Origin of the sequence: Bacillus bingmayongensis (genome assembly GCF_000299035.1) — a bacterium.
Lineage (GTDB): Bacteria > Bacillota > Bacilli > Bacillales > Bacillaceae_G > Bacillus_A > Bacillus_A bingmayongensis.
Map to the genome: position 1 here is coordinate 109,302 of NZ_JH921521.1, position 18,175 is coordinate 127,476.

11 protein-coding genes, 2 pseudogenes and 1 riboswitch are annotated in these 18,175 nt (G+C 35.5%); of the genes and pseudogenes, 5 read left to right on the forward strand and 8 right to left on the reverse strand.

The window, feature by feature from the left end:
* The first annotated feature begins 466 nt into the window (after positions 1-466).
* The 4 genes and pseudogenes from Y7E_RS0125635 to Y7E_RS0125650 all read left to right on the forward strand — a co-directional run bounded on the left by Y7E_RS0125635 (position 467) and on the right by Y7E_RS0125650 (position 4,697).
* On the forward strand, positions 467-1,501 hold the full coding sequence (locus tag Y7E_RS0125635; protein WP_017154063.1) for a PTS sugar transporter subunit IIC: 1,035 nt from the start codon (positions 467-469) through the stop codon (positions 1,499-1,501).
* Between the two features lie 33 nt (positions 1,502-1,534).
* A pseudogene (sdaAB, locus tag Y7E_RS0125640) lies at positions 1,535-1,945 on the forward strand (L-serine ammonia-lyase, iron-sulfur-dependent subunit beta); the annotation flags it as partial.
* A 72-nt stretch (positions 1,946-2,017) separates the two neighbouring features.
* A pseudogene (sdaAA, locus tag Y7E_RS30385) lies at positions 2,018-2,867 on the forward strand (L-serine ammonia-lyase, iron-sulfur-dependent, subunit alpha).
* Positions 2,868-3,383: 516 nt separating this feature from the next.
* Positions 3,384-4,697 (forward strand): anaerobic C4-dicarboxylate transporter family protein, encoded by a 1,314-nt coding sequence (locus Y7E_RS0125650; protein WP_017154066.1) that lies wholly within the window; start codon positions 3,384-3,386, stop codon positions 4,695-4,697.
* Between the two features lie 72 nt (positions 4,698-4,769).
* On the opposite strand, the gene ilvA is transcribed toward Y7E_RS0125650, so the two are convergent.
* From ilvA to Y7E_RS0125690, 7 genes are all read right to left on the reverse strand, one after another.
* Entirely contained in the window at positions 4,770-5,978 is a 1,209-nt protein-coding gene (gene ilvA / locus Y7E_RS0125655) for a threonine ammonia-lyase (protein ID WP_026049352.1), read from the reverse strand.
* A 365-nt stretch (positions 5,979-6,343) separates the two neighbouring features.
* Positions 6,344-6,997: a thiamine phosphate synthase gene (thiE, locus tag Y7E_RS0125665; protein WP_017154069.1), complete on the reverse strand. Its 654-nt coding sequence runs from the start codon at positions 6,995-6,997 to the stop codon at positions 6,344-6,346.
* 15 nt (positions 6,998-7,012) lie between these two features.
* Positions 7,013-7,831, reverse strand: a complete 819-nt coding sequence (thiM, locus tag Y7E_RS0125670; RefSeq protein WP_340139933.1) for a hydroxyethylthiazole kinase — start codon at positions 7,829-7,831, stop codon at positions 7,013-7,015.
* A 60-nt stretch (positions 7,832-7,891) separates the two neighbouring features.
* Positions 7,892-8,001, reverse strand: a riboswitch (TPP riboswitch).
* Between the two features lie 303 nt (positions 8,002-8,304).
* Positions 8,305-9,246: a siderophore ABC transporter substrate-binding protein gene (locus tag Y7E_RS0125675; protein WP_017154071.1), complete on the reverse strand. Its 942-nt coding sequence runs from the start codon at positions 9,244-9,246 to the stop codon at positions 8,305-8,307.
* A 73-nt stretch (positions 9,247-9,319) separates the two neighbouring features.
* Positions 9,320-10,078 (reverse strand): iron ABC transporter ATP-binding protein, encoded by a 759-nt coding sequence (locus tag Y7E_RS0125680; RefSeq protein WP_017154072.1) that lies wholly within the window; start codon positions 10,076-10,078, stop codon positions 9,320-9,322.
* Positions 10,072-11,043, reverse strand: a complete 972-nt coding sequence (locus tag Y7E_RS0125685) for an iron chelate uptake ABC transporter family permease subunit (RefSeq protein WP_017154073.1) — start codon at positions 11,041-11,043, stop codon at positions 10,072-10,074. Before Y7E_RS0125685 ends, Y7E_RS0125680 begins: the two co-directional genes overlap by 7 nt.
* Positions 11,033-11,986, reverse strand: a complete 954-nt coding sequence (locus Y7E_RS0125690) for an ABC transporter permease (protein WP_026049353.1) — start codon at positions 11,984-11,986, stop codon at positions 11,033-11,035. Before Y7E_RS0125690 ends, Y7E_RS0125685 begins: the two co-directional genes overlap by 11 nt.
* An 860-nt stretch (positions 11,987-12,846) precedes the next feature.
* On the opposite strand from Y7E_RS0125690, the gene Y7E_RS0125695 reads away from it, so the two are divergent.
* Entirely contained in the window at positions 12,847-15,036 is a 2,190-nt protein-coding gene (locus Y7E_RS0125695; protein ID WP_017154075.1) for a DNA topoisomerase III, read from the forward strand.
* Positions 15,037-15,094: 58 nt separating this feature from the next.
* Here the strand turns inward: Y7E_RS0125695 and Y7E_RS0125700 are convergent, their stop codons facing one another.
* The gene (locus Y7E_RS0125700) at positions 15,095-18,016 is read right to left on the reverse strand and encodes a YhgE/Pip domain-containing protein (protein WP_017154076.1); all 2,922 of its coding nucleotides are present in this window, start codon (positions 18,014-18,016) and stop codon (positions 15,095-15,097) included.
* Positions 18,017-18,175: the final 159 nt, after the last annotated feature.

Below are 18,175 nucleotides of genomic sequence, written 5' to 3' on the forward strand. Positions count from 1 at the left end.
CAAATGAATATATATTCATTTGTTGTGATTTTAATTCATTATTAATCTTACATTTTCTCCGATTATCTATTTGCATCCAATTTTTTTACTACTATAACAGTTTTTCTTTATAGAATAATAAACAAAAACTACTAAAAAAATATGTACCTACTAACAATTTTTCAATATAGCCAACTTGTTAATCAAAAGAAATCTGTAGTATATTTTCCCCATTAACTATTGATACACCTTCAAATAATGGACACATTTTCCTTTTAACCAATTCGATTTATTAGTCATTCAAAGTTCTGTTTATATGTCTTTTCTGAAAACACAAAAATATTAATCTCATAAATATACAGGTTATAATGATGGCGTCGAGAGATAATCGATCAAATAATTATGTTTTATCGCCTCCAGAGAAAACGTTTACAATCTCCCGATAATTATATTTAAAAAGTAAATGAATGAAGGGAACTGAATTAGTATGGAAATGTTAAAAGGTACTTTACTGTTACTCGCTGTACTTTCGTGTATGTCATTATTTTGCTTTAAAGCTCCTAATGGAATGAAAGCTATGGGTGGTCTATCTGGCGCTGCTTGTGCGACGTTCTTAGTAGAAGCCTTTCATAGTTATGTAACAGGTGATTTAATCGGAATTCCATTTTTAAAAGAGCTCGGTCAAATGGCAGGTGGCCTTGGCGGGATCGCTGCCGGTACACTTGTTTGTTTAAAAATGGGGGTAAATCCGGTCTATTCAATGATGGTTGGTGTAGCTTTAGCTGATTTTAAATTATTACCTGCATTTATAGCTGGTTACTTAGTCTCTTTCCTTATTAAACAAATTGAAAAACGTGTTCCAGAAGGTATCGATTTAATTGTCGCTGTATTAGTTGCTCCAGTTGTAGCGCGTTTATTAGCAAAAGCAATTGCACCTATAGTAGTCGGAATTTTACAAAATATCGGTGACGTTTTAGTATCTGCGGGTACTGGAAGTCCAATTTTATTAGGAATTGTTCTAGGCGGAATTATTCCAATCGTTGGCATGAGCCCATTAAGTTCCATGGCCTTAACAAGTTTAATTGGCTTAACTGGTATGCCAATGGCAATCGGTGCTTTATCAGTAACAAGCTCTTCTTTTGTTAACTATATGCTATTCAAGCGTATGAAGTTTGGTAACAAATCTACTACAACTGCAGTTGCAATTGAACCATTAACACAAATCGATATTATCGCTGCAAATCCAATTCCTATCTATTTAACAAACGCAATGGGTGGCATGATTGCCGGCGTAATTATTGCATCGTTTGGACTGATCAATAATGCTGTGGGCACAGCAACTCCAATTGCTGGATTAATGGTAATGTTTGGATTCAATGATCCAGTAAAAGTACTAATGTGCGCAGCAACCATTATGGCCACTGGCTTATTATCCGGTTTTATCGGCTCATTAATCTTTAAAAACTTTAAAATTCGTAGAAGTGACGAAATTAGAGAAGTTTCACAAGAAATCGCTGCTTAATCTATAAAAAAACTAAGCTTGGAGGAATAAAACATGAAATACAAATCAATGTTCGATATTATTGGTCCAATTATGGTAGGTCCTTCTAGTTCCCACACTGCTGGTGCTGCTCGGATAGGTGTTGAAGCTAGAACACTATTTGGTGAACAACCAGAAGAAGTAAATATTTCATTTTATGGTTCATTTGCAAAAACATATAAAGGCCATGGAACAGATGTAGCGATTGTCGGGGGATTAATGGGATTTCCAACAGATGACTCGCGTATTCCAAAAGCATTAAAACTAGCAAAAGCAATCGGGATGAATGTTAATTTTCATGAATGTGAAGAAGAAAGTGAACATCCAAACACAGCTCGTCTTAAGTTAATAAAAGGCTCGCGAAAGATGGAATTAGTCGGTATTTCAATCGGTGGCGGTATGATGGAAATTACAGAGATTGACGGTAAACGTGTAAGTTAGTATTCATTAGCAATATCTCCTACATACAAAACTTCCAGTAAAGGATTGATAATTATGATGTTCAAAACAGTCGCAGATCTTCTAGAATTAACAAAACGAGAAAACGTGTCTATAGCTGAAATCATGGTTCGTCAAGAAATTTTAGCTACAGAATCTTCTCGCGAAGAAGTAATCGACCGTATGAAAAAAAGCTTACGATTATGGAAAATGCTATTTCTCAAGGACTAGCAGGGGTTAAATCCATCACTGGTTTAACTGGGGACAGTATATTGAAAGTAAAAAAGGACTCTCGGGAGATATCATCCTCAATGCAGTTGCAAAAGCTGTTGCAACAAATGAAGTAAATGCAGCAATGGGCATTATTTGTGCAAACCCAACCGCAGGATCAGCTGGTACAGTTCCTGGTGTATTATTTGCAGTAAAAGAAAAATTACAAGCAACAGAAGAACAAATGCTAGAATTTTTATTTACAGCTGCTGCATTTGGAATTGTCACTGCCAACAACGCTTCCATCTCTGGAGCTGCTGGTGGTTGTCAAGCTGAAGTCGGTACGGCTAGCGGAATGGCGGCAGCTGGTGCAGTTGCTATGGCAGGAGGTACACCAAAACAATGTGCAACGGCGTTTAGTATTGCATTAAAAAATTTATTAGGCCTTGTATGCGATCCTGTCGCAGGCCTTGTAGAAGTACCTTGCGTAAAACGAAATGCTGGTGGTGCATCGAACGCATTAATTGCAGCTGATATGGCATTAGCTGGTATTATATCTGCTATCCCTTGTGACGAAGTAATTAATGCAATGTATAGCATCGGCCGTATGATGCCCTCAGCTTTACGTGAAACAGCAGAGGGAGGTTTAGCTGCAACTCCAACTGGTCGTAAATTAGAAGCAAAAATCTTTAATAAATAATCTTTAAACACTATAAAAAAGAAAAAACATTGGTCTGTAAAACTCTCTCATAACAAAATAGTTCTATGTTTTTTCTAACTCATATTTTTCTTAATCCCCATTCTAACTTATATATCAACAATAGAGTGGGGATTATTTACACATAAAGCAAAACTTTAATCAGGTTTTTTCTTCATTCCCCACTGATTATTAACCCTCACGAATCGGGCTTTTACGGGCAGTAATACTAGTTGAAATTCTTCCCTCCTTTTAACTCCCATTATTCGATTTTCTTATTTTTCGCAAATTTATCTTCCATGATAAGCAGATTACATAACTGCTTCAATCATAAAACACTATATTAAAAAATTACATTTTTACGATTATTTTTGTAAAATAATTTTACCAATTATAGTGAATGTTACTTTTTATGTGTTATATAATAAAAAAGGTTTTTATTTGTTTAATTTAATAATTATCATTCAAATTAAATTATTCAAAAATATCTTACCATATGAATGTTGGAGGTATTTTATTATGTTTTGGCTACAATTTATTACCTTATTACTCTGCATTTTTATCGGTGCACGCCTTGGCGGAGTTGGACTAGGAGTAATGGGCGGAGTTGGTATGGCAATACTCGTATTCGTCTTCCACTTACAACCTACCGCTCCACCTATTGACGTTATGTTGATGATTCTAGCAGTAATTACAGCTGCTGGCGCACTGCAAGCCGCAGGCGGAATGGATTATCTTGTCCATCTCGCTGAAAAAGCACTTCGTAAAAATCCGAAGCGTATTACATTCTTCGCACCAATTGTTACGTATTTATTTACATTTTGCGCAGGGACTGGTCACGTTGCCTATTCAGTACTCCCTGTTATCGCAGAAGTATCACGTGAATCAGGAATCAGACCAGAACGTCCGATGTCCATTGCCGTAATCGCTTCACAACAAGCAATTACAGCAAGTCCAATTTCAGCTGCAACTGTTGCACTTCTAGCAATGCTAGCTGATTATAAAATCACACTGCTAGATATTTTAAAAGTAAGTATTCCTTCTACTTTCATTGCTTGTATGTTAGCAGCTTTCGTTGCAAGCAAACTGGGTAAAGAATTAAACGAAGATCCTGAATACTTAAAGCGTTTAAAAGAAGGCATGATTCCTAAACTCGAAGAAAAGGAAAAGTTCACCGGAACAAAAGGCGCGAAACTATCTGTTCTTCTTTTCTTATTCGCAACAATTTTTGTTGTTCTTCTTGGCTCATTTGAAGCCCTTCGTCCAGGATGGATGGTAGATGGAAAGTTGGTTCGTCTATCGATGCCTTACACAATTGAAATGATTATGCTAACAATTGCTGCTCTTATTATTATCTTCTGTAAACCAAATGTAGAGAGCATTGTATCTGGCAATGTCTTTAAAGCAGGTGCTACAGCCGTTGTTGCAATCTTCGGTATCGCTTGGATGGGAGACACATTCTTCAATGGAAACTTAAATATGATTCAAGGATCCATTCAACACTTAGTAACAAGTGCACCTTGGTTATTCGCAATTGCACTATTTATCTTATCAATCTTACTTTATAGTCAAGCAGCAACAGTACGTGCGTTAATGCCACTTGGATTGTCACTCGGCATTTCACCTGCACTACTTATTGCAATGTTCCCGGCAGTAAACGGTTATTTCTTCATTCCAAACTACGGAACAATTGTTGCTGCGATCAACTTTGACCGTACAGGAACAACACGTATTGGTAAATATGTATTAAATCATAGCTTTATGATTCCTGGTCTAGTCGCAACATTCGCTTCCATTGGAATTGGGATGCTACTCATTTCAATTATGTTTTAACATACAAAAGCACAAACTTTTTCTGAATAAAGTTTGTGCTTTTTCATTTAATCAAACGTTTGTTTAAATTATTCATTCAACAATTTCTACGTTATACCCTTTCTTTTCTATCCCACTTAATACTTCTTCAATATGATTTTTATCTTTTGTTTCTAATGATAAATGGAGCTGTGCATACCCTGGAAACACTTTTGTTCCAATTCTCTCTAAATGAATATGTAATACGTTCGCCTCAAAACTTGTTACAATTTCGAGTAAGTGTTGCAAATGTCCTGGTTTATCTTTAATCATTGTTGCGATATGAACAAATCGGCCAGCTTCAACCATCCCATGTTCAATAATACGAGTAATGAAGTTAACATCAACATTTCCACCACTTAAAATCGACACAACTTTTTTCTCTTTCACAGGAATTTTTTGATAGAGTAAAGCAGCTAATGAACTAGCACCTGAGCCTTCTACTAATAATTTATTTCTTTCAAGTAGCATTAACATCGTTCTCGCAATTTCCATTTCATCCACACAAAAAATATCATCTACATATCGCTCTACAAGCTGAAATGTTAAATCACCTGGCCTTTTTACAGCGATACCATCTGCCATAGTTGGGGCCCCATCTACTGTTATCACTTTCTTTTCTTGCAATGATTGCTTCATCCCCGGACAAGCAAGCGCTTGTACACCATATATTTTCACCGACGGTTTTTGTTCTTTAATCGCCAGCGCAACACCTGCAATTAAGCCGCCGCCACCAACTGGACAAATAACAACTTCGACGTCATCAAGCTGCTGCAATATTTCTAAACCTACCGTCCCTTGACCAGAAATTACAGCATCATCATCAAATGGGTGAACAAACTTCGCACCCGTTTGTTCTTTTAAATCAAGTGCATAAGCTAAAGCATCGTCAAATACATCACCTTGCAATTCCACATGTGCACCATATCGCTTAGTCGCAAGCACTTTACTGAGCGGTGCACCTTTGGGCATCACAATCGTACAGGGAATATCGAGCATATTACTAGAATAAGCGACTCCTTGTGCGTGATTTCCAGCAGATGCTGCAATAACTCCATTTTCTAATTCACCTTTATCAAGAGAAACCATCTTATTATAAGAGCCTCGCACTTTAAAAGAACCCGTCTTTTGTAAATTTTCAAGTTTTAAATACACTTCATTATGCGATAACTCACTGAATGTACTTGAATAATCCAGCGGTGTCATATGTACAATGCCTTTCATTTTCTCATGAGCAGCTATAATATCTTGTAAAGAAATCATGTTGTCGCCTCCGAAACGGATATATTCATACATGTTAGTTTGAGCCGCACCAATGTTTTTATGCTGAAAAGTATAACTTTTATCCCTGGGAATTTCTTCACCCTCCATTGATTATTGCCCCTCATCAATCATACTTTTTGCTGTCCCCAAATAACGAGATCACTCTTTTTCCAAAATTGAGCGTATGGATTTTCCAATCCCATTTTAAGAGTAGTATCTATCACCAATCATCCTTTTCCTACAAAAAAAACTCAAATCCCTATTTTTACCTTTCCATACCCATTAAAACTCGTCATTGAAATACAAACTATTACTAAATAAAAAAGGGGAGGCGGCTTATTTCTATTTAAGCTGCCTCCCCTTTTTTATTTATTTACTTGTTCTATAAGTTTTTTTGTACTTTCATAAGGTGAATCTGCTAAACTTATCGCTGAAATAATGGAAACTCCATCTGCCCCCGCTCCTATAACAGAAGCAGCATTTTCAACTGTAATTCCTCCAATTCCAACAATCGGGACTGTAATCCCCGCCTTTCTAAAATGACGCAGACCTTTCGTTCCTTGTACTGCTTTTGTATCCTTTTTCGTGCTCGTTGGAAAGATAGGTCCTACTCCTAGATAATCCGCCCCATTTGCAATTGCAAAATGTGCTTCCTCTACCGTATGAGCAGATACTCCGACAATTTTATCTCCCATTTTTTCACGAACTGATGTAATTCCTTCGTCATCTTGCCCGACATGAACACCATCTGCATCTAATTCAATTGCTAATTCCACATCATCATTTACGATAAATGGAACATTATATTCTTTACAAAGCGCTTGTAGCTGCTTAGCAAAATGCAACCTGTTCTCTCCAGTTAAAGCTCCTTCTCCCTTTTCACGAAATTGAAAAAGTGTCACTCCGCCATCTAGTGCTTCTTTCATTACTTGTAATGGGTCCTTTTGGCAGTTATTACTTCCCATAATAAAATATACTTGCAATAATTTGGACATTTGTTGTTTATCAATACGCGCCATGTCTCTCACCCCCTCTTACTGCACCTCTTGGAGATTTCCATATTGCTCGATATCATTCGCAGTAGTGTTTGCTAGCTGATTCAAAAATTCAATTTGGAAACTTCCTGGTCCTAATTCTACTGTTTTAACAGCAGCTATTTCTGCTGCCACGCCATAAAATGTTAATGCAGCAACTGCTGCTTTTACATAATCTTTTTCAACTGCTGCAAATGCTCCCATTACAGAAGTTAATAGACAGCCTGTTCCTGTGACTTTCGTTAAAATCTGATGACCATTACGAACGATAACAGTTCGCTCACCATCTGTCACAACGTCTTCTTTTCCGGTAATCACCGTAACTGTATCTAGTTCATCTGCCGCTTGTTTCGCAATTCCTACAACATCACCGTTTCCGATTCCAGCATCGACACCTTTAATTTCCCATTTCTCATTAATTACATTAGCAATTTCCGCTGCATTTCCGCGAATCATTGCTAAATCCACTTCACTTGGAATGTACCTTGCAACTTCTGTTCGATAAGAAGTTGCGCCTGCACCAACTGGATCAAACAATACTGGTACATGATTCGTATTCGCTGATTTACCAGCAAGTAACATTGCTTCTACCTCTTCAGGACGAAGTGTACCCATGTTTAAAACAAGTGCTCCAGCAATACTAGCCATTTCCGCTACTTCTTCTTTTGCATATGCCATAACAGGTGAGGCCCCTAATGCAAGTAAGCCATTCGCTGTAAAATTTGTCACAACAACATTTGTAATATTATGCACAAGTGGATTAGATTCTCTTACTTTCTCCACTACTTTTTTGATTTCTTGTATATTCATTCTTTTCATCTCCTAACTTAATAGTGGGAGATACACAAAAAGACACTTCGCGTATGCAAAGTGCCTGAACATGTGCTTTTACACTCTCCCTACGCTGGCATTATCCAACAGGTTCAAATGGTCAACGACAGATTAGCCGTACTCTCAGTTTGCATCCGCAAACTCCCATGTGTTTTCTTATTCATCTACTTCAGAGTCTACTCTTATTCTAGTAAAATAACAAGTTCTTTACTCTATCATATATAAATCCAAGTTGATTTTCCAACATATAAATTGCGGCTATGAAAAATAAAAAGAGACTTCCTCTCATTTTCTCCTTCTGTTTTCACATGGCATGGGGCTAAAAAAGGAACTGACCGCTTCTATCCACCGGCGGATTCTCTCTACCACCTAAAAGGAATGGTTTTATGTCGGTCTTTCAATCCATATTTATATACAAAAACAGTGATAGGAAATGAATCCTATCACTGTTTCTCATCTTATTATTTTAAGGCTTCAGATACTTCTTTCACCATTGCTGATACAGACTCAAGTCCGCCACCAGATAGGTACCAGTAGTTTGCATCTAAATAGATTACATTGTTGTTTTTCGCAGCATTCGTTTTGCTAACAATTTCATTTTCCACAACTTGTTTTGCAGAAGATTTACCGCCAACAACAGCACCTCTATCGATTACAAATAAGTAATCTGGGTTTTTCTCAAGAATGTATTCAAATGAAATCTTATTACCATGCGTATCCGCTTTAAGTTCTGTATCCACAGGAGCTACACCAAATACGTCATGAATAATACCAAAGCGAGAATTTGGACCATATGCACTTACTTGACCGTCATTTGCTAAGATAATTAAACCTTTTTTATCACTTTTCGTAGCTTTTTCATTTAATGCTTTTATATCTTTTTCAACTGTTGCAATTTCTTTTTTCGCTTGATCTTCTTTACCGAAGATTTTCGCTAACATTTCTGTGTTTTCTTTAAATGATTTCATATAATCTTTTGTATCTTGTTCTACATAAATTGTTGGAGCAATTTTTTCAAATTCTTTGTATGAATCAGATTGTCTTCCAGAAATGATAATTAAATCTGGATTAATTTCATTAATTTTTTCAAAGTCTGGCTCTTTTAAACCACCAACGTTTGTGTATTTTTTATCTTCATATTTAGAAAGGTATTTTGGTACACTCTTTTGTGGTACACCAGTTACTTCAACACCTAATTTATCTAATGTATCTAATGAACCAAAGTCAAATACGACAACTTTTTTCGGGTTTGTTTTAACTTTTGTTTCTCCTAATTTATGCTTAATCGTAATTTCTTTACTTTCACTTGCTTCTGTTTTTTTATCAGAAGAAGCGTTGTTGCTACAAGCTACAGCTACAATTGCAAGCATGAAAGTTAATAATAGCATTGCTAATTTTTTCACTTTAATCACCTCTATAAATTTTTAAAAATTATTTTAAATAGATAGTAAGCTAGTACTACCAAAATAACCCCCACTATGAAAAATAAATACATATATTATTTCCGGCAATTTCCTCAATATGAATATTCATATCATAAATATCTTTCAAAACAACCGGATCAATAATTTCATTTGTTGCTCCTTCTTTCATTACTTTTCCATCTTTCAAAGCAACGATGCGATCGGAGTAACAAGAAGCAAAGTTAATATCATGAATGACAATAACAATTGTTTTGCCAAGCTCTTCAACTAAGCGTCTCAGTACTTTCATAATTTGGACAGAATGTTTCATATCTAAATTGTTAAGCGGCTCATCTAGCAAAATGTATTCTGTATTTTGAGCAATGACCATGGCGATATATGCTCTTTGCCGTTGCCCACCACTGAGCTGATCTAAATACTTATATTGAATATCTTCAAGCTCCATATAACGGATTGCTTCTTCAATATGATTCCAATCTTCCTTTGATAGATTACCTTGTGAATATGGAAATCTTCCAAAGCTAACTAATTCCCGAATTGTAAGTCTTAAATTGATATGATTTGTTTGCTTTAAAATAGAGATTTTTTTGGCAAGCTCATTACTCTTCCATTCGCCAATTTCTTTATCCTCTATATAGATTTCACCAGCATCTTTTTGTAACAGCCTGCTCATCATAGAAAGAACTGTACTTTTTCCAGCTCCATTCGGCCCGATAAAGGATGTTATTTTCCCTTTTGCTATTTTAATAGAGACATCCTCAACAACATTTTTATTTCCATATTGTTTTGATACATTTCTTACTTCTACCATGTCTTGCTCTCCTTTAATAGAAGATAGATGAAGTATACTCCACCAACAAAATTCACAATAACACTTAAAGTTGTATTAAATTCAAACAATCTTTCAACAATCAATTGCCCCCCTACTAGGGCAATAATACTAATAAAGATAGAACCTGCTATTAAATATTTGTGCTGATATGTACGTAAACATTCACGCGCAACGTTAACTACAAGTAATCCTAAAAATGTAATTGGTCCAACTAGTGCTGTAGAAATAGAAACTAGAATCGCAATTACAATTAACAGCTTTTTCACAACTTTATCGTAGTCTACACCTAAATTAATAGCCTCTTCTCTTCCTAGTGATAGTACATCTAATAACTTCAGTTCCTTATACACATATGCAATAACTAATACAATTCCGATAATAGACGTTACAAGTAACTCTGTTTTTACGTTATTTACACTAGCAAACATTTTTCCTTGTACAATTTGAAACTCATTTGGATCAATGAGCACTTGCATAAAGGAAGATAAACTTTGAAAGAATGTACCAAATATTAACCCAATTAACAATAAGAAGTAAATATTGTTGCCTTCCCTCTTAAAGAGAAATTTATAAAGAAATAGCGAAAAGACAACCATTAAACTTATGGATATAAGAAAGTTAATATTTGTATTCATCATCGCTATATGCTGCGATCCAAACACAAACACAACAAATGTTTGAATAAACATATAGAGTGAATCTAAACCAATGACACTAGGTGTTAAAATACGGTTGTTACTAATCGTTTGAAAAATCATAGACGAAAACGCAATTGCTCCGCCCGTTATAACCATTGCCAACAATTTCTTCCCTCTTCTTGGCAATGCATAATCTAACGTATTCATATTTAAGTTAATAAATAAAAATATCCCAATAGCTACAATTGATAAAATGGCAAGCACTGCCAACATTTTTTTATGATTTGTTTGTTTTCTATGCTGCATATGCGTTTCTCCTCATCAATAAATAAAGGAAGATTCCGCTTCCGATTACCCCTACTGTAAGACCGATAGAAATCTCGTACGGATAAATCACGATGCGGCCAAGTATATCGCAAGCAAGTACGAAAACTGCTCCGAGTAAAGCAGTATGAGGTAAACTATTTTTCAAATTATCCCCGCGGTAAATCGAAACAATGTTTGGAATAATAAGCCCTAAAAACGGAATCATTCCGACAGTTAAGACAACCAATGCAGAGATTAAAGCGACGATAATGAGACCGATATTTAGCACACGGTTGTAATTCATCCCTAAATTCGCTGCAAAATCTTCTCCCATTCCAGCAACGGTAAAACGATTTGCGTATAAAAAGGCAATGATCACAAGCGGGATACTTAAATATAAAATTTCATATCTTCCCTTCATAATCATTGAAAAGTCACCTTGTAGCCATGAATTGATATTTTGAATTAAGTCATATTTATAAGCAAAGAATGTTGTAATGGAACTAATAATATTTCCAAACATAATCCCAACAAGTGGAATGAAAATTGTATCCTTAAACTTAATTCTCTTCAAAATTTGCATAAATAAAAATGTGCCAGCTAACGCAAAAATAAATGCTACCAACATTTTTTCAAGTGGGCTTGCTGACGTAAATAGCAACAATGAAACTAAAACGCCTAACTTTGCGCTATCCATCGTCCCCGCAGTTGTTGGAGATACAAACTTATTTCTGCTCAATTGCTGCATAATTAAGCCACTTATACTTAAACTAATACCGGCTACAATAATACTAATTAAGCGCGGTAATCTGCTAACAAGTAAAATTTGGAGCTGTCCTTGATCTAAATGTAAAATGTCTGTCGGCTTAATATCTTTTACACCGATAAAAATAGACGCAATTGATAAAACAATAAGCATGATAAACAAATATCTTTTTTTCATAATTTCTTCATGGTGCAGATTATGTTCTGTCGCCATCATTTGATTTCAAACAGACTATAATCCTATCATTTTATCCCCCTCATCTATACATAGAATGATATAAAACATAAAATGAAACTTTAATCAGTGGGGGTTTTCTCCATCCCCCACTGATTATTAGTTGAACCAATCGGGCTTTTACGGGCAGTTTATCTTCCACCTAACTTCTTTGCTTTCGCAGAACTTTGAGGTGGGAGTATTACTGCTCGTTAATGCGGGATGACTTTCACTAGTAAGTATTTCCTACTACCCGTTCATGCGGGATACAAATGATTTTGATTATCAATTAAACTCATACTTTACTATATGTAATAATTGATTTTATATCTGACATTTTAGCAATAATCAGACAACCTCCTTTAATGATAATGAAATTCATTTACGATGTCAACGAATACCATTTATTTATATCGCTTTTTTATTCATATGAGGAAACCTATCCTGTCTACAAGATTAATAAAAAAACCAATTCCCCTTTGAGATAAGGAAAACTGGGCTTTCTTCTTATGTTTTTGAACCAAACTTGAATTTCGCCAACACTTCCGCTAACGCAGGATAACGTGGTTCATCATCTTAATTTTGTTGTTTCATATACTTCACAACATCACGCTTTGATACTTTTCCACTTTGCAAAATAATTGTTTTTCCTTTCAAAAAGAAAAACAATTATTTTGTTATATACGAAATACTAAAACTTTCGCACCTTAACTATTTAAAGATGTAGAAATTTATAGCAAAAGGTTAGAATCTTCGGCATAACTGAATCCGAAAAGGATCTATGCTATATTTAACTTACGGAAACTTGAAAGGATGTTTTAAATATGGCAAAAAGTGTTGTAATTGCTGAGAAACCTTCTGTTGCACGTGATATTGCCCGTGTACTACAGTGTGATAAAAAAGGAAATGGTTATCTTGAAGGTAATAAATATATCGTTACTTGGGCTTTAGGGCATCTCGTTACATTAGCAGATCCAGAAAGCTATGATGTGAAATACAAAAAGTGGAATCTAGAAGATCTGCCAATGCTACCTGATCGTTTGAAATTGACAGTGATTAAGCAAACTGGCAAGCAGTTTAATGCCGTTAAAAGCCAACTGATTAGAAAAGATGTAAATGAAATAATAGTGGCTACAGACGCAGGAAGAGAGGGAGAATTAGTCGCTCGTTGGATTATTGATAAAGTTAGAATTAATAAACCTATCAAACGTCTATGGATCTCATCTGTTACTGATAAAGCAATCAAAGATGGCTTCGCAAACTTAAAGCCAGGTAAAGCATATGACAATTTATACGCTTCGGCTGTCGCACGTTCGGAGGCTGACTGGTATATCGGCCTTAATGCAACACGTGCATTAACTACAAGGTTTAATGCACAACTAAACTGTGGTCGTGTGCAAACACCTACTGTGGCTATCATTGCAGGTCGTGAGGACGAAATTAAAAACTTCAAAGCACAAACATACTACGGTATCGAAGCCCAAACAACAGACAAGTTAAAACTGACTTGGCAAGATGCTAAAGGCAATGGACGTAGTTTTGATAAAGAAAAAACGGATGCAATTGTGAAAAAACTGGACAAACAAAATGCTACTGTCGTGGAAATTGAGAAAAAGCAGAAAAAATCATTCTCTCCTGGTCTTTATGATTTAACTGAACTACAACGTGATGCGAATAAAATCTTTGGTTACTCCGCAAAAGAAACGTTAAATATTATGCAAAAATTGTATGAGCAACATAAAGTTTTAACGTATCCTCGTACAGATTCACGCTATATCTCATCTGATATTGTAGGAACACTTCCAGAACGTCTGAAGGCGTGCGGGGTAGGAGAATATCGTCCTTTAGCTCATAAGATTTTAAATAAACCAATCAAATCTGCTAAATCGTTTGTTGATGATAGTAAAGTAAGTGATCATCACGCAATCATTCCAACAGAAAGCTATGTAAACTTCTCAGCTTTCACAGATAAAGAACGCAAAATTTATGATTTAGTTATAAAACGCTTCTTAGCAGTTTTATTCCCAGCCTTCGAATATGAACAACTAACGTTACGCACAAAAATTGGTGATGAAACATTCGTTGCACGTGGCAAAACAATTTTAAATTCTGGTTGGAAAGAAGTATATGAAAACAGATTTGAAGATGACGATGCAGCTGAAGATTTAAAAGAGCAGATCTTACCTCGCATCGAAAAAGACGATACATTAAACGTGAAACTAATTGCACAAACATCAGGTCAAACAAAACCACCTGCACGTTTTAATGAAGCGACATTACTTTCAGCAATGGAAAACCCTACAAAGTACATGGGCTCGCAAAATAAAAAACTTGCTGACACGTTAAAATCAACTGGTGGACTAGGTACCGTAGCTACACGCGCCGACATTATCGACAAGCTATTCAATTCGTTCTTAATCGAAAAGCGTGGTAAAGATATTCACATTACATCAAAAGGCCGTCAGTTACTTGATTTAGTACCAGAAGAATTAAAATCTCCTACCCTAACTGCCGAGTGGGAACAAAAGCTTGAGGCAATCGCAAACGGCAAACTAAAAAAAGAAGTATTCATTTTAGAAATGAAAAACTATACAAAAGAAATTGTTGCCGAAATTAAATCGAGCGATAAAAAATATAAGCATGACAATATTTCAACAAAAACTTGTCCAGACTGTGGTAAACCAATGCTAGAAGTAAATGGAAAAAAAGGTAAAATGCTTGTGTGCCAAGATCGTGAATGCGGTCACCGTAAAAATGTATCCCGTACTACAAACGCACGCTGTCCTCAATGTAAGAAAAAACTAGAACTTCGCGGTGAAGGAGACGGTCAAATCTTCGCATGTAAATGCGGATATCGTGAGAAGCTTTCTTCATTCCAAGAACGCCGTAAGAAAGAGTCTGGTAGTAAAGCTGATAAGCGTTACGTCCAAAAATATATGAAGCAGCAACAAAAACAAGAAGAACCTTTGAATAACGCGCTAGCAGAAGCATTAAAAAAATTAAAATTTGATTAAACCTATCTTTAAAGATAATGAAAAGGTTCCTACCAAATTTGGTAGGAACCTTTTCTAATTAGTGAATGATCTTACTTCCTTTTGCATTCTCAACAAATTTTTCACTCGACTTATTAATCGGTGTTTTCAGTAATAATGCGATAATAAGCATGATTACGATGAAGACACTTAACACGAGAAGATCTCTTATTACAATATCCCAAAGCATTCCACCTACTGTTTCACGAAGGGCACTAATTGCATACGTAAACGGTAAGAATGGATAAATTGCTTGGAAGAACGGTGGCGTCATTTGAATTGGGAATGTCCCGCCTGATCCAGCTACTTGCAGTACCAGTAAAACAATCGCCATCGATTTCCCAACGTTTCCAAAAACAGAAACGAGTGAGTATACGATACAAACAAAGACTGCACTGATAAATAAGCTGAATAAAACAAACCAGAATTTATCGACTACATACGTACCGAGTAAGAATATATCACCCATTGATACGATAAACGCCTGCGTAAGACCAATTGTTAAAAATGTTAAGAAGCGTCCGAAGTAAATCTCATGACTCTTATAATTTGCGCCTTCCTCATGTACTTCTACTGTTAATAACGAAACCATTAACAATGCTCCTACCCATAACGCAAGCACTGTATAGAATGGTGACATCGCAGAACCATAGTTCGGCATCGCAAATAATTTATTTTCTTTTAAATTTACTGGATTTGCAAAATAATCACTTTGCTTTTCAACATCGTTTTTCAATAAACGGATGATATCTTTTATATCTTCTTCCGACTCAAACTTACGAATTTTATCTGCTAATTCTTTAATCTTTTTCTCAGTAGCTGGCATTTCTGCTTTAATATCTTCTACTTTCTTTTTACCTTCTACTAAACCTTTTGATGAATCTTCTAGCAGTTTTTTTACATCTGGAAGCTTTTTATCTGCGTCGTTTAAAATCTTAGATGTATTTTTTGACATCTCTTTTGTACGAGCAATTGCTGCATTGAAGTTCGGAACGATTTCTGAATCGTATCTTGCTAAAATGTCACCTAATTCAGCTGAAACATTTTTCGATACTTCATTAATACTTTCAATGACATCTTTTGCTGGTTGCTGTCCTTTATTAATAGCGTCAATTCCTTTATCCGTTAATTCCATGCCTTTTTGTAGACCATCTTGTGCTTTTTTCAACTTCGCAATTTGATCATTAAAGTTTTTATCGCTATTTACATCAGCTAAAACTTTGTTGGCATTCTCTAAGACAGGAATCATATCACCAATCATATTGGAAGTCGCTTGGAATTGACTGTTTAAACTATTTAAAGCTACTTTTGTTGAATCTAGACCATTGACACCCTTATTTTGCAGGTCTTCTACTGCTTTTTGAGCATCGGTTTTAACATTTTCATACCCATCTCTGAACTGATTATATTGAGACTTCGCTTTTTCATAATCGCCTTGTATCTTGTTTGTAACTTGTTCTACATCACCATTTAACTGTCCAGCTAGATTTTTTAGTTGTTCTGCTGTGCTAACTGCTTTTTGATAATCAGCTACAAATGTTTCATTGTAGTCCTTCTCAGCTTTATCAATCAAAGCATTTGTTGCGTTTAATTTTTGATTAATCGCATCTCTCACATCTTGTTTTACTTCTTGACCTGTACTAATTAGATCATTAAGATGTTTAAATCGATTGTTCAAGTCTTGTTGACCATCTCTAATAGCTGTTAAATGCGCTATTCTATCACCGAAGAACTGCTTACCGAAATCAGTTGTTGCATTCTGTTGAAGAGTAGACATCATGGAAATGATTGAAGAAAGATTGTCGATATGCGTTTGAAAATTATTTGAAATCGTCTCAATATTTTTCTTCGCCATCTCTGGATCAATATTTCCATTTTGTAATCCATCCATAACACTTTGCGCATATGCAGTTCCCACACGTGCTGAGCTTAAAACATTGTTCACAGTTTGATTAATATTTCTCGCAATATCTTTATATCCCTCAGTATTCAACTTCGGAAGTTCCGGAAGTTGTGGAAGTTGTGGCATTGCCGGGAACTCAGGAAGTGTAGGCAGCTGAGAAAAATCAGGAACATTCAAATTAACCCCTGGACCCATTAAGAAGTCCGTTATAGTCGCTGCACTATCCATTCCTTTTTTCATGACTGTTAAATCTCTCTTAATTGTTCCTGGAGCATTCTTTAATGTTTCATCATTTCGTGCGAAAAATTCATCTAAACTTTTCAATGTTGCCTGCCCATCATTAATCACACTTTCTACAACCGGTAAATCCTCTTGTGCAACTTTCACAAGATCTTGTGCTCTAGTAGCATCATCTAATGCTGTATTCACAAGTGTATACATTTCTGGGAACTGTGCTTCTAGCTTGAATACAAGATCTTTCACTTTTTCGATACTTGGTAAGTTTGTTTCTAAATCGATTCCAAGGTCATTGAAAACTTGAAAAATCTCACCGTTTGCTGTTTTAACGAAGTTTTTACTGATTTCTTCTGTTATACCTGATGCACCTTTTGCTGTGATTTTCGGTGCAATGGCGTTCACTTTTTCATTCACAAAATAATCAAGTTCTGGTTTTTGTGGATTATCGCTAATGACTGTTGCAATTTTTTCTGAGAAGTCTTTCGGAATTGTAATACTTGCATAGTATTCTCCATGTTCTACTCCATGAATTGCTTGCTTTTCATCAACAAACTTCCAACCAAGATTTTTGTTCTCTTTTAGTGAATCAACAATTTCATTCCCGATGTTAATATCTTTCCCACGCAAGTTTGATCCAACATCTTCATTAGAAACTGCTATTGGAACGTCTTTTGTATTTCCATAAGGATCCCAAGAAGCTTTGATATTAAACCATGCATATAACGATGGTAAAATCATTAGCCCTAATACAATTACAATTGCAGCCCAATGTTTGGCTACATTCCGTAAGTCCGTCGTATAAATACGCCATATTTGTTTCATATAAGCTATCACCTAATTATATATTTTTCCTTCTTTAGAAAATGATACATGCATTTTGCAATTATATCATTTTCTACATCGTGGATTAAACGAAAATGTACTATTTTCCCAAAACCTTTTACTTACTTCATTATATAACGAAGCCGATAAACAATTCAT